Raw genomic sequence first — 17,412 nt, forward strand, 5'->3', positions numbered from 1 at the left:
GTTTTTGCTTATTTAGTTAATGCAACCTACTAAAATCATAATTCTAACCAAAAGCAAAATATTCACGAAAACGTTTTCGTGTTAATAAATTAATAGTTTTTTTACATGTTTTTTATATAATATGCAAAATATCAATCTAAGAATTGTCTTTTTGATACTTCAACCAAATCTAGTTTATACGAATCGAGAATTTATTTGCAAAAAAAGCCTTAAAGGTTAAAACCTTTAAGGCGATGTTATAACTTAACAAAAAAGTAACTTTTATTATGTTGCTGGTTTGTATTCTTTTTTATCAATAATAATTTTAGCCAAAATCTCACGTAATATCTCCGAAGTTCCTCCTCCAATTGGTCCTAAACGACTGTCGCGCAACAGGCGTGCCAAGGGATAATCTTCCATATAGCCATAACCGCCTAAAAACTGCAGACATTCATAGATAACCTCGTCGGCTACTTGTGTTGATTTCAGTTTAGACATGGAGGCCTCTTTAACAACATACTCGCCTTTATTCAATCTGTATGCTACTGAGTAATTAAATTCCTTACAAATTTCTGTCTCTGTATATAAATCTGCTACCTTATGTCTAAGTGCTTGAAATTTGTTTATAGTTCTGCCAAATGCTTCGCGCTCCGACATGTATTGTAAGGTATATTCTAAAGCAAATTCTGAACGGGCATGAGCATTAATCCCCATGATTAACCGTTCTAAAGAGAAATGCTGCATAATATATGGGAAGCCTTGATTTTCTTCACCCATTAAATTGCCCGCAGGTACTTTAACATTATCAAAAGCAATTTCGCCAGTATCTGAAGCTCTCCAACCCAACTTGTCCAATTTGGTTGCTGAGACACCTTCGGTTTCGCGATCTATCACGAATATACTTATCCCTTTATTACCAAGTTCTGGTGTTGTTTTAGCTGCCACAATTAAGTAATCGCTAAAAACCCCATTGGTAATAAATGTTTTTGAGCCATTCAAGATATAGTGATCGCCTTGCTTCACTGCCGTTGCCCTCATGCCTGCCACATCACTTCCGCCAAAAGGCTCTGTAATACACAAACAGCCTATTTTGTCACCCAATATACTTGGCGCTAGGTATTTTTCTTTTATGGCTTCACTACCTTCGGCATTAAGATGCGTCATGGCTAAATAGGCATGTGCCCACATCGCCGCTGCAAATCCGCCTGAATTTATTTTCTGAAGTTCTTCAAGAAATATGACCGTATAAAACAAGTCTAAGTTTAAGCCACCGTATGCCTCTGGATAATTAATACCAAAGAATCCCATATCTCCAAATTTTTTCCAAATAAATCTGTCAATCACCCCCGTTTTTTCCCAGTTTTCAATATTAGGAACCACTTCTTTTTTTAGAAAATCCTGTAGACTCTCTCTAAAAAGATTATGTTCTTCTGTGAAGTACATGCTATTCATTTGATAAATTTTAGTGTTTTTGGGCTTGCTAATTTAGCAGCATTTTTTTAATCGAGAGACAAATATAATTTAATTATATCGAACTTATTAAAAGGGAAGCCTTTAACTTTTTTTAATTCGTCTAATGACTTATAACCGTCTCTAAGTTGCCTTTGTTCAATAATATCATGTGCCAAATCATAATCAATGTGCTGAACAGTCACCAACTCATCCATAGTAGCAGCATTTAATTTTATCCTCTGAATTGGCCTGGGTGTTTTTACTGTAAATTCGTTTGTAATGCTTTCAATTACTTCATTCGATAAGCCGTATACATCTTGAAGTTGAACATCTGCAATAAAACCGCCTTCAAACTTATTTCTAAATTTTATAATACGTTCTGATAGCACTTCACCAATACCATTCACTCTTTGTAATTGCTCTATGGTCGCTGTATTTAAATCGCTTTTTTGAGCAAAGCTTTTGGATTTGTTGTTATAGCTAAAAGCTGATGTTGTTTTTGATGTTGAATTGGTTGCCCATTCAGGAAATTTAAAATACGGTGCTATTGCTTTTAAGAGCGAATCGGAAATATGGGTGACCTTTTGAAAATCTTCAGCAGAATTAACCCATTTATTTTGTGCCCTAAAATTTAGTAGCCTATCAATTTCTTCATTGGACATGCCTAAGGTTGATCCTTTATAATCGGTTATATAATTTGGATTGAAAGGAAATATTTTAGGTTCATTCTCCGCTAACTCAACATGCCTTAATGAATCTACCTCTTTGGTAAAACGTTCGATTTTTTCTCGGTTATCTGATATATCTTCTGAAGAATTACCTAAAATGATTGGCATTCCGAACAGGTAAACACACTGAAGTATGATGATAATTAGAATTAAAAAGAAAATCCCACGCCGCTGTTCTTTAGAAAACGTGACATGGGATTTTAATTTCATTTTAATAGACCATTTTACAGCTGATCAAATTCAGCCTATAGAATTTAGTATTAAGATTGTTCCTTATCTGCTTTTATAGCGCCTACATATTTCGCCATTTCATCTCTTACTTTAGGGAATAAGAACAATAACCCAATCATATTAGGAAATACTAATGCCAAAATCATAGCATCAGAGAATTTGATAACCGCATCTAAGGTTGCTGCTGCTCCGATTACTATAAATATTAGGAATAAAATTTTATACGCAGTATCAGCTGCTTTTCCTTTTCCAAATAAAAATTTCCACGATTGCAACCCGTAATATGACCAAGAAATCATGGTTGAAAATGCGAATAATACAATAGCAATCGTTAAGATATATGAGAAGCCAGGGATTACAGAATCGAACGCCATAGAGGTTAAATCTACACCTCCAATAGAGCTACCATCTGCATTTAATAATACACTACTAGAAGATTCACCAGCTGCACCATATTGAAATACACTTTGCATATTACCCCCATCGATGTTGAAGAAAATAATTACCAAAGCCGTCATAGTACAAATAACAACCGTATCAATAAACGGTTCCAATAAGGCAACCACACCTTCTGAAGCTGGGTAATTGGTTTTTACTGCAGAGTGTGCAATAGCGGCAGAACCTGCCCCTGCTTCATTTGAAAATGCTGCTCTTTGAAAACCAACAATTAACACGCCAACAAGACCGCCAAGTCCAGCCATTGGTGTAAAGGCACCATCGAAAATAAGTCCGAATGCGATACCAATATCACTGATATTAGCGAATATAATGACTAGCGCAGCAATAACATAAATACCAGCCATGAACGGTACTATTTTTTCAGTAATGCTCGCAATTCTTTTAATACCTCCAATAATTACTATACCTACAAGAATGGCTAAAATTATACCGATTACGAATCCCATAGAACCACCTTGCAATCCTAACATGGATGATATTTGAACCGTAGCTTGGTTTGATTGAAATGCGTTACCACCACCAAAAGAAGCGCCTACACATAAAATTGCAAAAATAACCGCAAGCACTTTTCCTATACCGGCAAAACCACGTTCTTTTAAACCTTTACTTAAATAATACATCGGCCCTCCATATACTGTTCCATCTGGTCCGACGTCTCTATATTTAACACCTAGCGTACATTCCACAAATTTTGTAGACATCCCTATAAGTCCACAGATAATCATCCAAAAAGTTGCTCCTGGACCACCCAATGCAATCGCCACGGCCACACCTGCTATATTTCCTAAACCAACGGTTCCAGATACTGCTGTTGCCAAGGCTTGGAAGTGACTTACTTCACCTTCTTTACTTTCGTCTCTTATGGTATCAGGAAGATCGCCATCTACTATATTAACGGCTACTTTTTCATGAGCGTGATGATGCCCTTCAATTTCGTCGTACTTCCCTCTAACGGTATTAATGGCCAACCCGAATTTTGTAAAACTTGGAAATTTAAAGTAGATTGTAAAAAATGTAGCTCCTCCCACCAATAAAAGCACCACGAATGGCACATTGTAGTCTCCTATGGGTACCGTTGTTAAAACAAAACCTTCCCACCATGTTGCTACGGGCATAAAGGCATCATTTACTTTTTCGTCCAAGCCTTTTTCTACGTCTTGAGCAAATGATAAAATTGGTAAAATAATGGTAAATATTGAAAGAAGATATTTCTTCATAATTATCTTTTATTGGTTAGTTTTTTTTAGATAAAATATTATTAAAGCCAGCAAGATGCTAAAAATAATTGATTTGTTAAAGCATTGCTTGTTAAAATAGGCAGGAAGCTAGTGGATGTTATACACAGAATTTAGATCTTCTATCTGTTCGGGTCTCCCTAGAACAATAATTTTTGAATGTGGCGCTAATTCCAATTCCGCTTCAGGATTTACAATATATTCTCCTAATTCATTCTTATACCCTATCACCGTGCAACCTGTTTTTCTACGAAGATCTAAATCCTTAATTGTTCGTGCATCTCTAGTCATATATAACTTCTCTACGGCCACTTCTTCTATATTGATATTAGACTTACCAACAATGGAAAGATTATCTATAAACTCCATTAATCCTGGAATCACAACCAAAGATGCCATATGGTCGCCCCCTATTTTATCTGGTAATATCACATTGTTGGCCCCAGCAAATTTTAATTTATTATATGAGGATTCTTGGGAGGCTCTACTAATAATATTAATGGAAGGATTAATTTGCCTAGTGGATAATACCACAAATAAGTTATCGGCATCGCTAGGTAATGCTGATATAAAACAAGATGCACGGTCAACACCTGCTTGCATCAATACCTCATCTTCATTGGCGTTACCAATTACGTAAGGAATATCGTCTGATTGAAGCCGTTCTGCTACCTCTTTATTTCTTTCAACTACCACAAAGTCTTTTTCATAGGCAGCCAATTTTATGGCAGCTTGTCTACCATTTCTTCCATAACCACAAATAATAACGTGCTTATCAAAACTATCAATTGTCTTTTGCATCCTTTTATACTTTAGTTCTTCAATATGGTCTTTGCTTAAAATATATTCTGTGACTATAGAAAGGGCGTAACCCACAATAACAACACTAGTTAATATTAAAAATACGGTAAATATTTTCGATTGATCATCCAATGGCTGTACCTCTCCAAAACCCACGGTGGTCATGGTAATAATGGTCATATAAAGGGCATCAACCCAAGAATAACCTGATATAAGCTTATAACCAAAAATGCCTATCAATAGAATAATTACAGGCAATAATATGGCAGTATAAACTTGGGTTCTAAAAAAACGTATCACTGCATTCATAAACTTATAAATCAAAAACTGATGAGCGCTTGGTATATAAAAGGTCTTTAATACGCATCCAGAACGCTAAAAACAAATACAGCGCAAAACCAAAACCTAAGGTCACAAAAGTGAGATACATAAATGTGGTTCTTACTACTTTAGCTCGAATTCCAAAACGTTCAGCAATACGTTGACACACATAGTATCCATGCTTTTGGAAATAGAGCAAAGGTTTATAGATATCGTTCATGATGCAATTTAACAATTTTATTTATGGATTAACGCATTACCAACTGCGCATTGCAAACATTTATTTTTGTCACAATATTCAGATTTTAATTGAATGAGCGCTTGAGATATTAAAGCGGAATTAGAAATCTTTTGTAATCTATTAAACGCATCGACAATGGTGTTTTTTTCTGAAGCAATGGCATGGGCCATGTTTAAAAGTTCGTCATGGACCCGCGCTCCCTTTTGATGTGCATAACAAAATTTAATGGGCAATATGGTATTCATAATGAGCAAATCAACAAAAGCCTTGGTGATTATTTTTTCTGTGGCTTTTGATTCCTTTTCAAAGGTATAGTGTGTTTTCCAGAAAGGCGCTGTGGACACATGAAATAATTTATAAAAATCTTCTACTGAATTTATAGCTATAATTTTCGAAAACAGGTTCTGGTGTTCATGATACAAACTGGCCAATTGCGACAGCCTAATCGTTGGGAAATTCGATGGTCTCAGTCTGAAAAACTGTAGTGGGACTACGTAGCTATTATCTAACTGAAACTTTTGTTTTAAAAAGCCATAGGCTTTATCCAACTCTTGATGATAACCGATGTCTATATCTCGTTCTAATAATCCCGCTTGCCCCATAAAAAGGGCTTCTAATGAGATTCTATCGTTTTGTGTTTTCCTAATTACTGAAAAATCAACAGATTCTGCCAAACTTAAAAAGGCTTCGCCATTCACTTTTAACCCAAAGTTTTTTGTCAACATCTTAAATAAAACGGTCTCCCAATTATTTTTAGACGCTTTTAATAGTTCGCTAATAGCGTTTGCTTTACGCTCAAGCCGTTCAAAGTACAAACGTTCCAACCAATGATTCAAAGTGAAATCATCAATTGTATTAAAATCATTTTCACAGTTAATCCATTTATCTTTTTTAGAAAAGAGTTTTAGATAATTCTGAAATAGAGATTCATCTATATAATCCTTTAAAACTACCGTAGGAATGGTGGTATTGTTGCTTCTAAATACGTCTGTATCGTGTTCCCATACCACATGAAGAATAACATTGTCATAGGTAGGGTCTTGCTCGTGATTATGCAAAAACCAATCGGATGACTTGATATGTATTTCAACATTTCCTGCCCATAGCTGATCATCGATTTTAACTTGGGCATTAAAAAAATCAGGACCAGAATTTAAGTTGTGCTGACCAGAGTGTACTACAGCAACCTCACCATTGTCTGTGGTTTTCAAATCATGCATTTTGAATTTCTTGTGCTTCCATATATAGTGTATAAAATCTTCTTGCATATGACTAAGATAGAAAAAGCATCCGTAAATTATTAATCTGTTAATTTATTAAAAAACAAATAAGGCAATAGTATAAAGTTACATAACTTTGAATAAATTCGTATCCATGAATCAACTCACATTAACTACACCGGCGTTATTATTTTCAGCCATTTCATTAATTATGTTGGCATATACCAATAGATTTTTAGCCTATGCCGCTGTAATTAGAAATTTACACGACAAGTATTTGCAACATAAAGACGACACTTTGGTAGCCCAAATTAAAAACTTAAAGCAACGGTTATATTTAACGCGTTCCATGCAAATATTTGGTATCACTAGTTTATTACTTTGTGTACTCACCATGTTCCTTATTTACGTCCAACAGCACACCATAGCGGTTTGGGTATTTGGAGCTGCATTAATTTTGCTCATCTTGTCCTTAGCCTTTTTAATTAAGGAAATTCAAATATCTGTAAAAGCACTGGAGCATCATATTAGTGATATGGAAAACCACCAAATTCATGAAAACTAGTGTTATTTAATGGCTTACTTAACATTAGTTTAGAATGAATTCGACTAAAAACACATTATATTTAATAAAAAAAGCACCTCATGACAGCAACTCAAAATTATCCAAAATCATTTTCACATATAGGCATCACAGTTCCTAATATTAAAGAGGCCGTTACATTCTATTCTGAAGTGATGGGTTGGTACATTATAATGCCCCCATCTACGGTAAAAAAAGAAAAAGAAACAGCGATCGGGCAAATGTGTATCGACGTGTTTGGTGACGATTGGGAGACGTTCGAAATCGCACATATGTCTACCTCTGATGGCATTGGGATCGAATTATTCTCTTTTCCCCATGGTGTTAAAGAAGCTCCAGAATTTAATCCGTTTAACACGGGTCTTTTTCATTTTTGTGTTCAAGATCCAAATATAGAAGCACTCATTGATAAAATTGTATCCTATGGTGGGAAACAGCGCATGCCTATTAGAGCGTACTATCCTGATGAAAAACCCTTTAAAATGTGTTATGTTGAGGATCCATTTGGGATTGTCTTTGAAATATATACACATAGTTACGAACTCACATATTCATCTGGAGCTTATTCTGAATAAAGATTAAAACAAATCTAAAATTCATCATTGTTATTTAAAGAAATTGATTTAAAATTATTGAAGGATAAACCCAATTTACGTTCACAAACGAATTACATTACTATACTTATTCGTTTAAACAACTTATCATCAAGTGTTAACAAGTTCCGTTTTTTATCCTCGTAAATAATTGTATTTTTACGCCTCATAAAACCAAATCATTAATGGGTAAAATCATTGCTATTGCTAACCAAAAAGGCGGCGTTGGAAAAACCACGACGTCCATTAATTTGGCAGCTTCACTGGGCGTTCTAGAAAAAAAAGTATTATTAATTGATGCCGACCCTCAAGCAAATGCAACCTCTGGAATTGGTATAGATGTAGAAGCTGTAGACATTGGGACGTATCAATTATTGGAGCATTCCAATTCTGCACGGGAAGCTATTATCCCAACAGGTACGCCAAACCTAGATATCATTCCGGCACATATTGATTTAGTCGCTATTGAAATAGAACTGGTTGATAAGGAAGCACGTGAATACATGCTTAAAAAGGCTTTGCAGGAGATTAAAGACGATTATGATTTTATTTTAATTGATTGTGCGCCGTCATTAGGCTTACTAACATTAAATGCATTAACTGCAGCCGACGCGGTAATTATTCCTATTCAATGTGAGTACTTTGCTTTGGAAGGTTTAGGCAAATTGTTGAATACCATAAAAAGTGTTCAAAAGATCCACAACCCAGATTTAGATATTGAAGGCTTGTTATTAACCATGTACGATTCCCGTTTAAGGTTATCCAATCAAGTGGTTGAAGAAGTGCAGCGTCATTTTAACAATATGGTATTTCAAACCATCATTCAACGTAATGTCCGGTTAAGCGAAGCGCCAAGTTATGGCGAAAGCATAATTAATTATGACGCCAGTAGTAAAGGTGCGTCGAATTACTTAAGTTTGGCAAAAGAAATTATCAATAAAAACTCCTAAAATTATGGCTAAGGCAACTAAAAAACAGGCTTTAGGTAGAGGTTTATCAGCACTTTTAAATGACCCGAGTAACGACATCCAATCGGTACAAGATAAAAATGCCGATAAAGTAATTGGGAGTATTGTGGAATTGGATATTGACTTTATTGAAGTAAATCCATTCCAGCCGCGTACTAATTTTAGTGAAGATTCGCTTCGTGAATTAGCTTCTTCCATTAAAGAGTTAGGTATTATTCAACCGATAACCGTTAGAAAATTAGGCTTTAACAGATATCAATTAGTATCGGGGGAGCGTCGTTTTAGGGCTTCAAAATCCATAGGTTTAGAAACTATTCCCGCATATATTCGTATTGCAAACGATCAAGAATCCTTAGAAATGGCCTTGGTTGAAAATATTCAACGTCAAGATTTAGATCCTATTGAAATTGCATTATCCTACCAACGCCTTATAGATGAAATCAATTTAACACAAGAACAAATGAGCGAGCGTGTTGGCAAAAAACGCTCTACTATCGCCAATTATTTACGCCTGTTAAAACTAGACCCGATTATACAAACGGGGATGCGTGACGGTTTTATATCTATGGGACACGGACGTGCTTTAATTGCAATTGAAGATCAAACCATTCAATTGGATATCTACGAGAAGATTCTTTCCAATGCCTTGTCGGTTCGTGAAACGGAAGCACTTGTTAGAAACTACAACACTAACCCAGACTCTAAAGCTGAAGAAAAAGCAGTATCAGAAGCCACACCCAAATTCATAAAAAAAGGGATTGCGGCATTTTCAGAATACTTTGGTCACAAAATTGACGTTAAAGTCTCTAAAAATGGAACAGGAAAAATCACGATTCCATTTCATTCAGAAGAAGATTTTAATCGTATTAAAAAATTAGTTGAAGGTGACAAATAAACTTCTAATAACTGTTCTGCTTTCTATACTTTTTGCATTCACCATGCAAGCACAGGATAAGGATAATGAAAAAGAACGCGTGCCACAGATTATAGAAACGGACACTATTATTGAAATAAAAAAACCTATCGATCCGTTGAGGCCAGCAAAAGCGGCTTTCTATTCGGCGATTCTCCCCGGCTTGGGTCAAGCTTACAACAAAAAATATTGGAAAATCCCTATTGTTTTTGGTGCCTTAGGTACTGGTATCTACTTTTATATTGATAACAATAATGAATATAACAGATACCGCGATGCCTATAAAAGTAGATTAGCCGGTTTTGAAACCGATGAGTTCTATTTTAGCGCTGATGGCACTAAGTTGGAAAGCCCGCGTGTAACTGATGACGGATTGAGACGCGCCCAAAAACTATTTCGGCGGAACAAGGAAGTGTCGCTTTTAGTCACGGCAGCTATTTATGCGCTAAATATTATTGATGCCAATGTGGATGCACATTTAACGCAATACAATGTCGATGAAAACTTATCTTTATCACCACATTTCAAAATAAGGGATGTTATAGCACCAAGCCATGTTGGATTAACCTTGAATTTTAAATTTTAATATGAAGATTGCTTTACTAGGCTACGGAAGAATGGGTAAAACCATAGAACAAATTGCCATAAAACGCGGCCATACTATTGTTTTAACCGTTGATAAAGAAGATACGCAATACGATATTACGAAGACCGATGTAGCCATTGATTTTAGTATTCCTGCCGTCGCATTTAAAAATATCTCCAATTGCATAAACCATAACGTGCCGGTTATTTCTGGAACTACTGGGTGGCTGGATGATTATGATAAAGCCGTGGATTTATGTACACAGAAAAACGGTGCCTTTATTTACGCCTCTAATTTCAGTCTAGGTGTTAATATTTTTTTTGAACTCAATAAAAATTTGGCAAAAATGTTGAGCGCTCTAAAACAATACGATGTGAGTATGGAAGAAGTGCATCACACTCAAAAATTGGATGCCCCTAGTGGAACGGCCATTTCTTTGGCTAATGATATCATTGAGGTACATCCTGAATATAACAAATGGGCATTGGAAACTGAGGCTGATGCAACCATCTCAATTATTTCAAAGCGTATTGAAGATGTGCCAGGAACGCATGTTGTAAATTACAAAAGTGAGGTCGATACCATTAGCATAGAACATACGGCGCATAACCGCCAAGATTTTGCACTGGGTGCAGTGATTGCGGCAGAATGGCTTATTGGCAAAACCGGCGTTTTTACCATGAACGATGTGTTAGACCTTTAATGAAAAATGTTAATTGATTAATGACTAATGATTTAAAAGGAAGAACAAAAACGTTTGCCCATGATTGTGTTAAGCTAGCCGTTTCTCTACCTAATACATTTCTTGGAAATCATATAAAAGGGCAATTAATAAGATCTTCAACTTCAGTAGCTGCAAATTATAGAGCAACTTGTATTGCTCAATCTAAAAAAAGTTTTATTTCTAAAATAAGCATTGTTGTTGAAGAAGTTGATGAAAGCCACTTTTGTATTCAATTTATCATTGATGAAGGATTAATCCCAAGAGAAACTTGTAATTCTTTGTTAAATGAAGCAAATCAATTAACTAGAATTTTTATTTCATCAAGAAAAACTGCAAATTTGAACAATAAAAATTAATCAATTGTCAATAGACAATTATCATTAAAATAAGATTATGACATTAACACAGTGGTTTATTTTTATACTAATCATCCAAGTTATCCACGGTTTAGGAACTTGGAAATTATATATTAAAGCAGGACGGCAAGCTTGGGAAGCCTTTGTTCCTATTTATAATGGCGTGGTTTTAATGAAAATCATTAACCGCCCATGGTGGTGGGTTATTTTACTGTTTCTACCTATAGTCAACCTCATTATGTTTTCTGTGGTTTGGGTGGAAACCGCTAGAAGCTTTGGTAAAAACAAAACCATAGATACCATTCTTGCTGTAGTCACTTTAGGTTTTTATAATTATTATTTAAACTATGTGGCCGATGTGCATTATATTGAGAACCGTAGCTTACAACCCAAAACCTCTGCAGGCGATTGGATCAGTTCCATTTTATTTGCTATAGTAGCCGCAACTATTGTGCACACCTACATCATACAACCATTTACCATTCCATCATCATCCTTGGAAAAATCATTGTTGGTTGGTGATTTTCTTTTTGTGAGTAAATTTCATTATGGGGCTCGTATCCCAATGACCACCGTTGCTGCACCTATGGTACATGATACCATTCCTATTTTAAACAAAAAATCGTACTTATTTGATGACGATTACCCTGAAAGGAATACGTCTTGGGAGAACAAGCTCCAATTGCCCTATTTAAGAATCCCGGGTTTTGAAAAAATTGAGCGGAATGATATTGTCGTTTTTAATCAACCCGCAGATACGCTACTGGATATGAATGATTTTAGTCCAGATAGAAATTACTATAAGCCCATAGATAAAAAAACCAATTTGGTAAAACGCTGTGTTGCTATTGCTGGAGATACCTTAGAAGTTCGTGATGGTTTTGTATATATAAATGGGAAGAAAAATGAATTGCCAGATAGAGCTAAACTACAGTTTAGCTACAAAATTGATTTAAAAGAAGGTCAAGGGTTTAATAACAATATCATAAGTTATCTTAAAAGCAGATATGACATTACAGATGGTATTTATCAAAATCAAGCAGGTGAAATAATTGTTCCTGCAGCAACTAATTTTGCTATAGATCAATTTAAAAATCACCCTAGTGTTGCAAATATTAATCCTGAGTTAGATGAAAGAGGTGTTAGAGATTCAAGTATTTTTCCGCATGACCCTAATTATAATTGGAATATAGATTTCTTTGGTCCTCTATATATTCCCGAAGAAGGAAAAACTATTGATATTGACTTAGAGGTTTTACCATTATACAAACGTGTTATTACTGAATATGAAGGCAATACATTACAAGTAAAAGGAAATCAGATTTTGATTAATGGGGAAGTGGCTACCGATTATACATTTAAACAAGATTACTATTGGATGATGGGTGATAACAGGCATAATTCCATTGACGCCCGCTCATGGGGTTTTGTGCCCTTTAGTCACGTTTTAGGGAAGCCTGTATTTATTTGGATGAGTTGGGATGGCATAAAAAACCCAAGATGGGAACGCTTTTTTACTACGGTTAGTGGCGAAGGGAAGGCGACCTCTTTCTTGATTCCTTTTTTAGTTTTATTGTTGGCGTGGTTCGGGTTTAAGAAGTTTCAAGCGCGGAAAAAAAACAGCTAATCTTCAACAAGTGAATTTAAATTATCTTTTCATCCTTTTTATAATACTTGTTTCGTGCAAACAAAACAATACCCTGCGAAAAGGAGCTATTTTTGAATTAAAAACCAATGAAGATAACATTGTATCATCTAAAGAACTTATAAATATTGACACAACCCACATGTTGTCGATTGATAAAGATTTTGTTTTAGGAAAGTTCGACTATACGAAACATGTGCTTTTTGTAAAAGTTGAATCTATACATGCGTCAAAACCCATTTACTTAAATAAAGACGTTTACCAAGCGTTTTTAAATATGTTTAAGCATGCTAAAACAGACAGTGTCGACTTAAAAATCATTTCAGGTACTCGAAATTTTAATGAGCAGAAAGCCATTTGGGAACGTAAATGGAAAAAACATAAACAACTTGAACCCTTAGAACGTTCACAAAAAATTTTAAACTATAGCTCCATGCCATCCACTTCAAGACACCATTGGGGAACAGATATAGATTTAAATAATCTTAATAATACCTTTTTCGAAAATGGAGAAGGTAAGAAAATTTATGATTGGCTAAAGGAGCATGCCAATGCATACGGTTTTCATCAAGTCTATACTAGTAAAGAAAATGGTAGAACCGGTTATAATTTAGAGCGCTGGCACTGGTCTTATATACCTTTAGCTAGTCAATGTCTAAAATTCTACAACGAAAATATAACGTATAAAAACGTTGCTGGATTTGAAGGATCGGAACTTGCAGAAAACTTAAAAATAATTCCCGATTACGTGAATGGAATTAGCGAAGCTGCAAAACCCAAAACTTCTGCCAACTAATGAGACTGCTTATTCATCCTACCTATTTTCCGAACATCGCACATTTCACTGCCATGTCTCAAGCGGAGCATATCGTGATTGAAGGTGAAGATAATTTTTTGAAACAGACCTATCGAAATCGCACGTATATATATGGTGCCAATGGTAAATTGGCTTTAAGCATCCCGGTAATACATAGCCAAAATAATAGACAAAAATATCGTGATGTAAAAATATCATTTGATGAACCTTGGCAAATGCACCATTGGAAATCTTTACTATCCGCCTATAGAACCTCACCTTTTTTTGAATATTACGAAGATGATCTTCAAGCATTATTCTTAAAAAAAGAAACCTTTTTATTCGACTTTAATTTAAAGTGTTTAGATACAGTCTGTGAATGTCTAGCATTGGAATTAAAAAGTACCAAAACCCAAACCTATGAGCATCAAGTTGAGGGTATTGTCGATGGTCGTCATTTAGTATATGCGAAACAGGAAACCCCTAAAACCTTTGAAAAATACACTCAAGTTTTTGATGATAAGCATGGTTTCCTCAGTAACTTAAGCATATTGGACTTGCTTTTTAACGAAGGCCCAAATGCTTTAAATTACCTAGAGTCTCAACCCATCAATCTCCAAAAATGATACAAACTCTAGCACATTATAGTTCCCATGCGCTGCTCCCGCTAATAGTTGCTTTAGTCTTTTACAAATCATCTTGGAAACTGGCGTTTATAATTATGCTATCTGGTTGGCTTATAGATATAGATCATGTTTTAGCTGATCCCATGTTTGATCCAAACCGATGTAGCATCAACTTTCATCCTTTACACAAGTATTATGCTATTGCTGTTTATGTGCTATTGTTACTTCCGAAGAAAACCCGTTTAGTAGGATTAGGGCTTATAATACATATTTTTGCAGATACTGTAGATTGCTCGTTTATGTAGTTTGTTTAGAAATAGATTACTACAATTGTCCCTTTCCCGAAATATTGTCTATTCCAAACGTAAAGTAGCCATGATAGGATAATGGTCAGAGTAATGCACGTCAAAAGTTTTAAACCCATTAACGTCAAAGGCGTCATCAACCAAAATAAAGTCGATTCTAACAGGTAAGAACCGAAAATCGTAGGTCCGTCCAAAACCATTCCCGGCATCTTTAAAGGTGTCAATCAAATCACCCTTAATTTTCCGATACACATATGAAAAATCAGTATTGTTAAAATCGCCTGAAATAATTATTTTATAAGGGGAGCTCTCTTTATGCATCACAAACAACTCGCTTTGCAATTGCTGCATTTTAAAGGCGCCACCTACCCGTTTGAAAAGGCGTTCTGATTTCTCTTGTTTTAGGCTCTCCACATTGGTATCAATTTTCATTGACTCTAAATGCACATTGTAAAGTCTAACGGTATCCTTACCTTTCACAATATCTGCAAAAATGGCATTATTATCCGTATCGGGAAAATCTATAGAACCAGAATTTATGATGGGATACTGTGAAAATATCGCTTGTCCGTATTTCATTTTATACCCTGAAAGCATCTCAAATTTATATTTAAAGAAGGAAAAATCGACGTTTTTATGTGGATGATACTCTTGAATGCATAACATATCCGGAGCACTTTTTTTTATAAAATCTACAATTTTAGTCTCCGTATTTGGATCGGGCAACCACTCGTATAAATCAAAAAGCCGAACATTATAGTTCATGACTTTAATGTTATCTGGATGGTCCACATGTTTAGAAGCCGAAAACTTATAAACCGAGCCAAAAGACAGATAACCAATGATTAAAATGATTAGTGATAGCAGTAATTGCTTTTTCAATTTTGCCAACCAGTAAAGCAGAAACAAGGCATTCACCAAAACTAAAAAAGAGATGCCTAGATTAAGCACCGAGAGCACTGAAAATGTTTTTGGAGGCAATAGCGGCAATATGCAGGCAAATAACAATAGCATAGCCACGATGATATTGATAACATACATAAACTTATCGAAAATGTGTAACCCCTTCATAAATTTTACTTACCGGCTTTGAATAGAAATTCTTTTTCTTCGGAAGTCAAACTGTCATAACCACTTTTACTGATTTTATCTAAAATGACATCAATTTTCTTCTGATTATTAAACTGATTAAAATCTGCTTTATTATAGCCACCTACTTTCGTTTTCTTTTTATGAACCGTTTTTAATGGTGCTTTTTTTGAAGCCTTAAACATATTAGCAAACGCATTTAATATAGATTCGAAACCTTTACCAATATCATGACCTTTTAAAAGTTGTCTGCCATAAAAATACCCTAATATGGCTCCGCCTAAATGGGCTAAATTACCACCTGCATTTAAACCGAATAGCCCCAGCACGTCCATAACAACAATAGCAACACCAATATACCACAACTTTAAATTAAAAGTAAAAAAGCGAATATCCTGATTGGGCATATATGCACATAAAAATATAAGCAAGGCTCTAACAGCCGCCGATGCTCCTACTAATTTAGAATTAGATCCAAAAAAACCTGGGAACAAGCTATAACAAACCATAAACAAAAGCCCGCCAGATATGGCACCCAATAAATAAATATTTAATGCCATTTTCGGACTGAACAAGTTCAGAAACATTCGCCCAATAACGTATAACCAAAGCATATTGAAAAGCATATGAAAAAAATCATAATGCACAAAGGCATAGCTCACTATAGCCCAGGGTTGCAAGATAAACCCTGAGAAATCACTTGGTAATTCAAACCATCTCAGCATGGACTTTAAAACTAATCCTAAAAGAAAAACCACCACATTAATAGCAATGAGTTTCTCTAAGACGTTTAGTCTTGATAGTTTCTCTTTTATATCATAATTTAAATTCATAAATCCCAACGGTTCTTATTAAACTGTGTTCGTTTCCAGTACCACATAATTAAAAATCCAGTTACTGCACCACCTACATGCGCCATATAAGCCGTGTTACTCGGGCTAAAAAAAGATTGCCCCGTGATGCCTGATATTAAATCCAATATAATAATTCCGGGAATAAAATATTTCGCTTTTATAGGAATCGGTAAAAATATCATCATCAGTTTTGCTTCTGGGTTCATCATTCCGAATGCCGCCAAAATACCCATAATACACCCCGAAGCACCTACCATGGTTGCATAATAAATCTGATTAAATTCAGGGCCAATAGCCGTAAACACTTTACTTTCTTTAAAAACTTCAATAATTTCCTGTGGTGAAGCGCCCAGACTTAATGCTTGCTCCTCCATGGGTAAATACTGAAAATAATAATAGCCAACCTGTAAGGCCACAGCACCCAATCCTGCCGATATATAAATAAACAGAAAGCGTTTAGACCCCAGAACTTGCTCTACAGGCGACCCGAACATCCACAGCGCAAACATGTTAAATCCAATATGCATCAGTCCACCGTGCATAAACATATGCGTAATTATTTGCCAAGGTTGAAACGCTTCATTTTTCGGAAAATGCATGGCAAACCAGTCATAAAACAACGTGCCATTCCCTATCGCTAAGGTACCGATAAACATAATCACATTTATAATGATTAAATGTTTTACGGTTTCTGAAATTCTCATCAT

20 protein-coding genes are annotated in these 17,412 nt (G+C 35.3%); 11 read left to right on the forward strand and 9 right to left on the reverse strand.

The features are described from left to right. Positions 1-264: 264 nt before the first annotated feature. The 6 genes from FAF07_RS02995 to FAF07_RS03020 form a co-directional block, all read right to left on the reverse strand. Positions 265-1,431 carry an acyl-CoA dehydrogenase family protein gene (locus tag FAF07_RS02995; protein ID WP_142783713.1) on the reverse strand — a complete coding sequence of 389 codons (1,167 nt, stop codon included), beginning with the start codon at positions 1,429-1,431 and terminating at the stop codon, positions 265-267. 47 nt (positions 1,432-1,478) lie between these two features. Then, on the reverse strand, positions 1,479-2,369 hold the full coding sequence (locus FAF07_RS03000; RefSeq protein ID WP_142783714.1) for a ComEA family DNA-binding protein: 891 nt from the start codon (positions 2,367-2,369) through the stop codon (positions 1,479-1,481). 50 nt (positions 2,370-2,419) lie between these two features. Continuing rightward, positions 2,420-4,066, reverse strand: a complete 1,647-nt coding sequence (locus tag FAF07_RS03005; protein ID WP_142783715.1) for an alanine/glycine:cation symporter family protein — start codon at positions 4,064-4,066, stop codon at positions 2,420-2,422. Positions 4,067-4,174: 108 nt separating this feature from the next. Further along, entirely contained in the window at positions 4,175-5,194 is a 1,020-nt protein-coding gene (locus FAF07_RS03010) for a potassium channel family protein (protein ID WP_185956505.1), read from the reverse strand. A 4-nt stretch (positions 5,195-5,198) separates the two neighbouring features. After that, positions 5,199-5,426, reverse strand: coding sequence for a PspC domain-containing protein (locus FAF07_RS03015; RefSeq protein ID WP_142783718.1), 228 nt, complete (start codon positions 5,424-5,426; stop codon positions 5,199-5,201). 17 nt (positions 5,427-5,443) lie between these two features. Next, on the reverse strand, positions 5,444-6,667 hold the full coding sequence (locus FAF07_RS03020) for a DUF2851 family protein (RefSeq protein WP_317130324.1): 1,224 nt from the start codon (positions 6,665-6,667) through the stop codon (positions 5,444-5,446). A gap of 154 nt (positions 6,668-6,821) precedes the next feature. On the opposite strand from FAF07_RS03020, the gene FAF07_RS03025 reads away from it, so the two are divergent. The 11 genes from FAF07_RS03025 to FAF07_RS03075 all read left to right on the forward strand — a co-directional run bounded on the left by FAF07_RS03025 (position 6,822) and on the right by FAF07_RS03075 (position 14,762). Continuing rightward, positions 6,822-7,232 (forward strand): DUF2721 domain-containing protein, encoded by a 411-nt coding sequence (locus FAF07_RS03025; protein WP_142783721.1) that lies wholly within the window; start codon positions 6,822-6,824, stop codon positions 7,230-7,232. Between the two features lie 80 nt (positions 7,233-7,312). Further along, entirely contained in the window at positions 7,313-7,825 is a 513-nt protein-coding gene (locus FAF07_RS03030; RefSeq protein WP_142783722.1) for a VOC family protein, read from the forward strand. 203 nt (positions 7,826-8,028) lie between these two features. Next, positions 8,029-8,793: a ParA family protein gene (locus tag FAF07_RS03035; protein WP_142783723.1), complete on the forward strand. Its 765-nt coding sequence runs from the start codon at positions 8,029-8,031 to the stop codon at positions 8,791-8,793. Positions 8,794-8,797: 4 nt separating this feature from the next. Beyond that, positions 8,798-9,706 (forward strand): ParB/RepB/Spo0J family partition protein, encoded by a 909-nt coding sequence (locus FAF07_RS03040; RefSeq protein ID WP_142783725.1) that lies wholly within the window; start codon positions 8,798-8,800, stop codon positions 9,704-9,706. Beyond that, positions 9,696-10,310 carry a DUF5683 domain-containing protein gene (locus FAF07_RS03045; protein WP_246067757.1) on the forward strand — a complete coding sequence of 205 codons (615 nt, stop codon included), beginning with the start codon at positions 9,696-9,698 and terminating at the stop codon, positions 10,308-10,310. The genes FAF07_RS03040 and FAF07_RS03045 overlap by 11 nt, the downstream gene beginning before the upstream one ends. A gap of 1 nt (position 10,311) precedes the next feature. Continuing rightward, complete coding sequence (gene dapB / locus FAF07_RS03050; protein ID WP_142783727.1) at positions 10,312-11,013, forward strand: 4-hydroxy-tetrahydrodipicolinate reductase; 702 nt, start codon at positions 10,312-10,314, stop codon at positions 11,011-11,013. A gap of 20 nt (positions 11,014-11,033) precedes the next feature. Next, positions 11,034-11,390 (forward strand): four helix bundle protein, encoded by a 357-nt coding sequence (locus FAF07_RS03055; protein WP_142783729.1) that lies wholly within the window; start codon positions 11,034-11,036, stop codon positions 11,388-11,390. 37 nt (positions 11,391-11,427) lie between these two features. Beyond that, a complete protein-coding gene (gene lepB / locus FAF07_RS03060; RefSeq protein WP_142783731.1) occupies positions 11,428-13,017 on the forward strand; it encodes a signal peptidase I in 1,590 nt (529 codons plus the stop codon). Positions 13,018-13,027: 10 nt separating this feature from the next. After that, positions 13,028-13,831, forward strand: coding sequence for a M15 family metallopeptidase (locus FAF07_RS03065; RefSeq protein WP_246067758.1), 804 nt, complete (start codon positions 13,028-13,030; stop codon positions 13,829-13,831). Continuing rightward, positions 13,831-14,457, forward strand: coding sequence for a WbqC family protein (locus FAF07_RS03070; protein ID WP_142783732.1), 627 nt, complete (start codon positions 13,831-13,833; stop codon positions 14,455-14,457). The genes FAF07_RS03065 and FAF07_RS03070 overlap by 1 nt, the downstream gene beginning before the upstream one ends. Further along, on the forward strand, positions 14,454-14,762 hold the full coding sequence (locus tag FAF07_RS03075) for a DUF6122 family protein (RefSeq protein ID WP_142783733.1): 309 nt from the start codon (positions 14,454-14,456) through the stop codon (positions 14,760-14,762). The genes FAF07_RS03070 and FAF07_RS03075 overlap by 4 nt, the downstream gene beginning before the upstream one ends. Before the next feature lie 48 nt (positions 14,763-14,810). Here FAF07_RS03075 and FAF07_RS03080 read toward each other — a convergent pair whose 3' ends face one another. The 3 genes from FAF07_RS03080 to FAF07_RS03090 are packed head-to-tail and all read right to left on the reverse strand — an operon-like array spanning position 14,811 to position 17,412. Continuing rightward, positions 14,811-15,833, reverse strand: a complete 1,023-nt coding sequence (locus FAF07_RS03080; protein ID WP_142783734.1) for an endonuclease/exonuclease/phosphatase family protein — start codon at positions 15,831-15,833, stop codon at positions 14,811-14,813. A gap of 5 nt (positions 15,834-15,838) precedes the next feature. Continuing rightward, a complete protein-coding gene (locus FAF07_RS03085) occupies positions 15,839-16,684 on the reverse strand; it encodes a rhomboid family protein (protein ID WP_142783735.1) in 846 nt (281 codons plus the stop codon). After that, positions 16,681-17,412, reverse strand: coding sequence for a rhomboid family intramembrane serine protease (locus FAF07_RS03090; protein ID WP_142783736.1), 732 nt, complete (start codon positions 17,410-17,412; stop codon positions 16,681-16,683). Before FAF07_RS03090 ends, FAF07_RS03085 begins: the two co-directional genes overlap by 4 nt.

The organism is Changchengzhania lutea (assembly GCF_006974145.1).
Taxonomy (GTDB): domain Bacteria; phylum Bacteroidota; class Bacteroidia; order Flavobacteriales; family Flavobacteriaceae; genus Changchengzhania; species Changchengzhania lutea.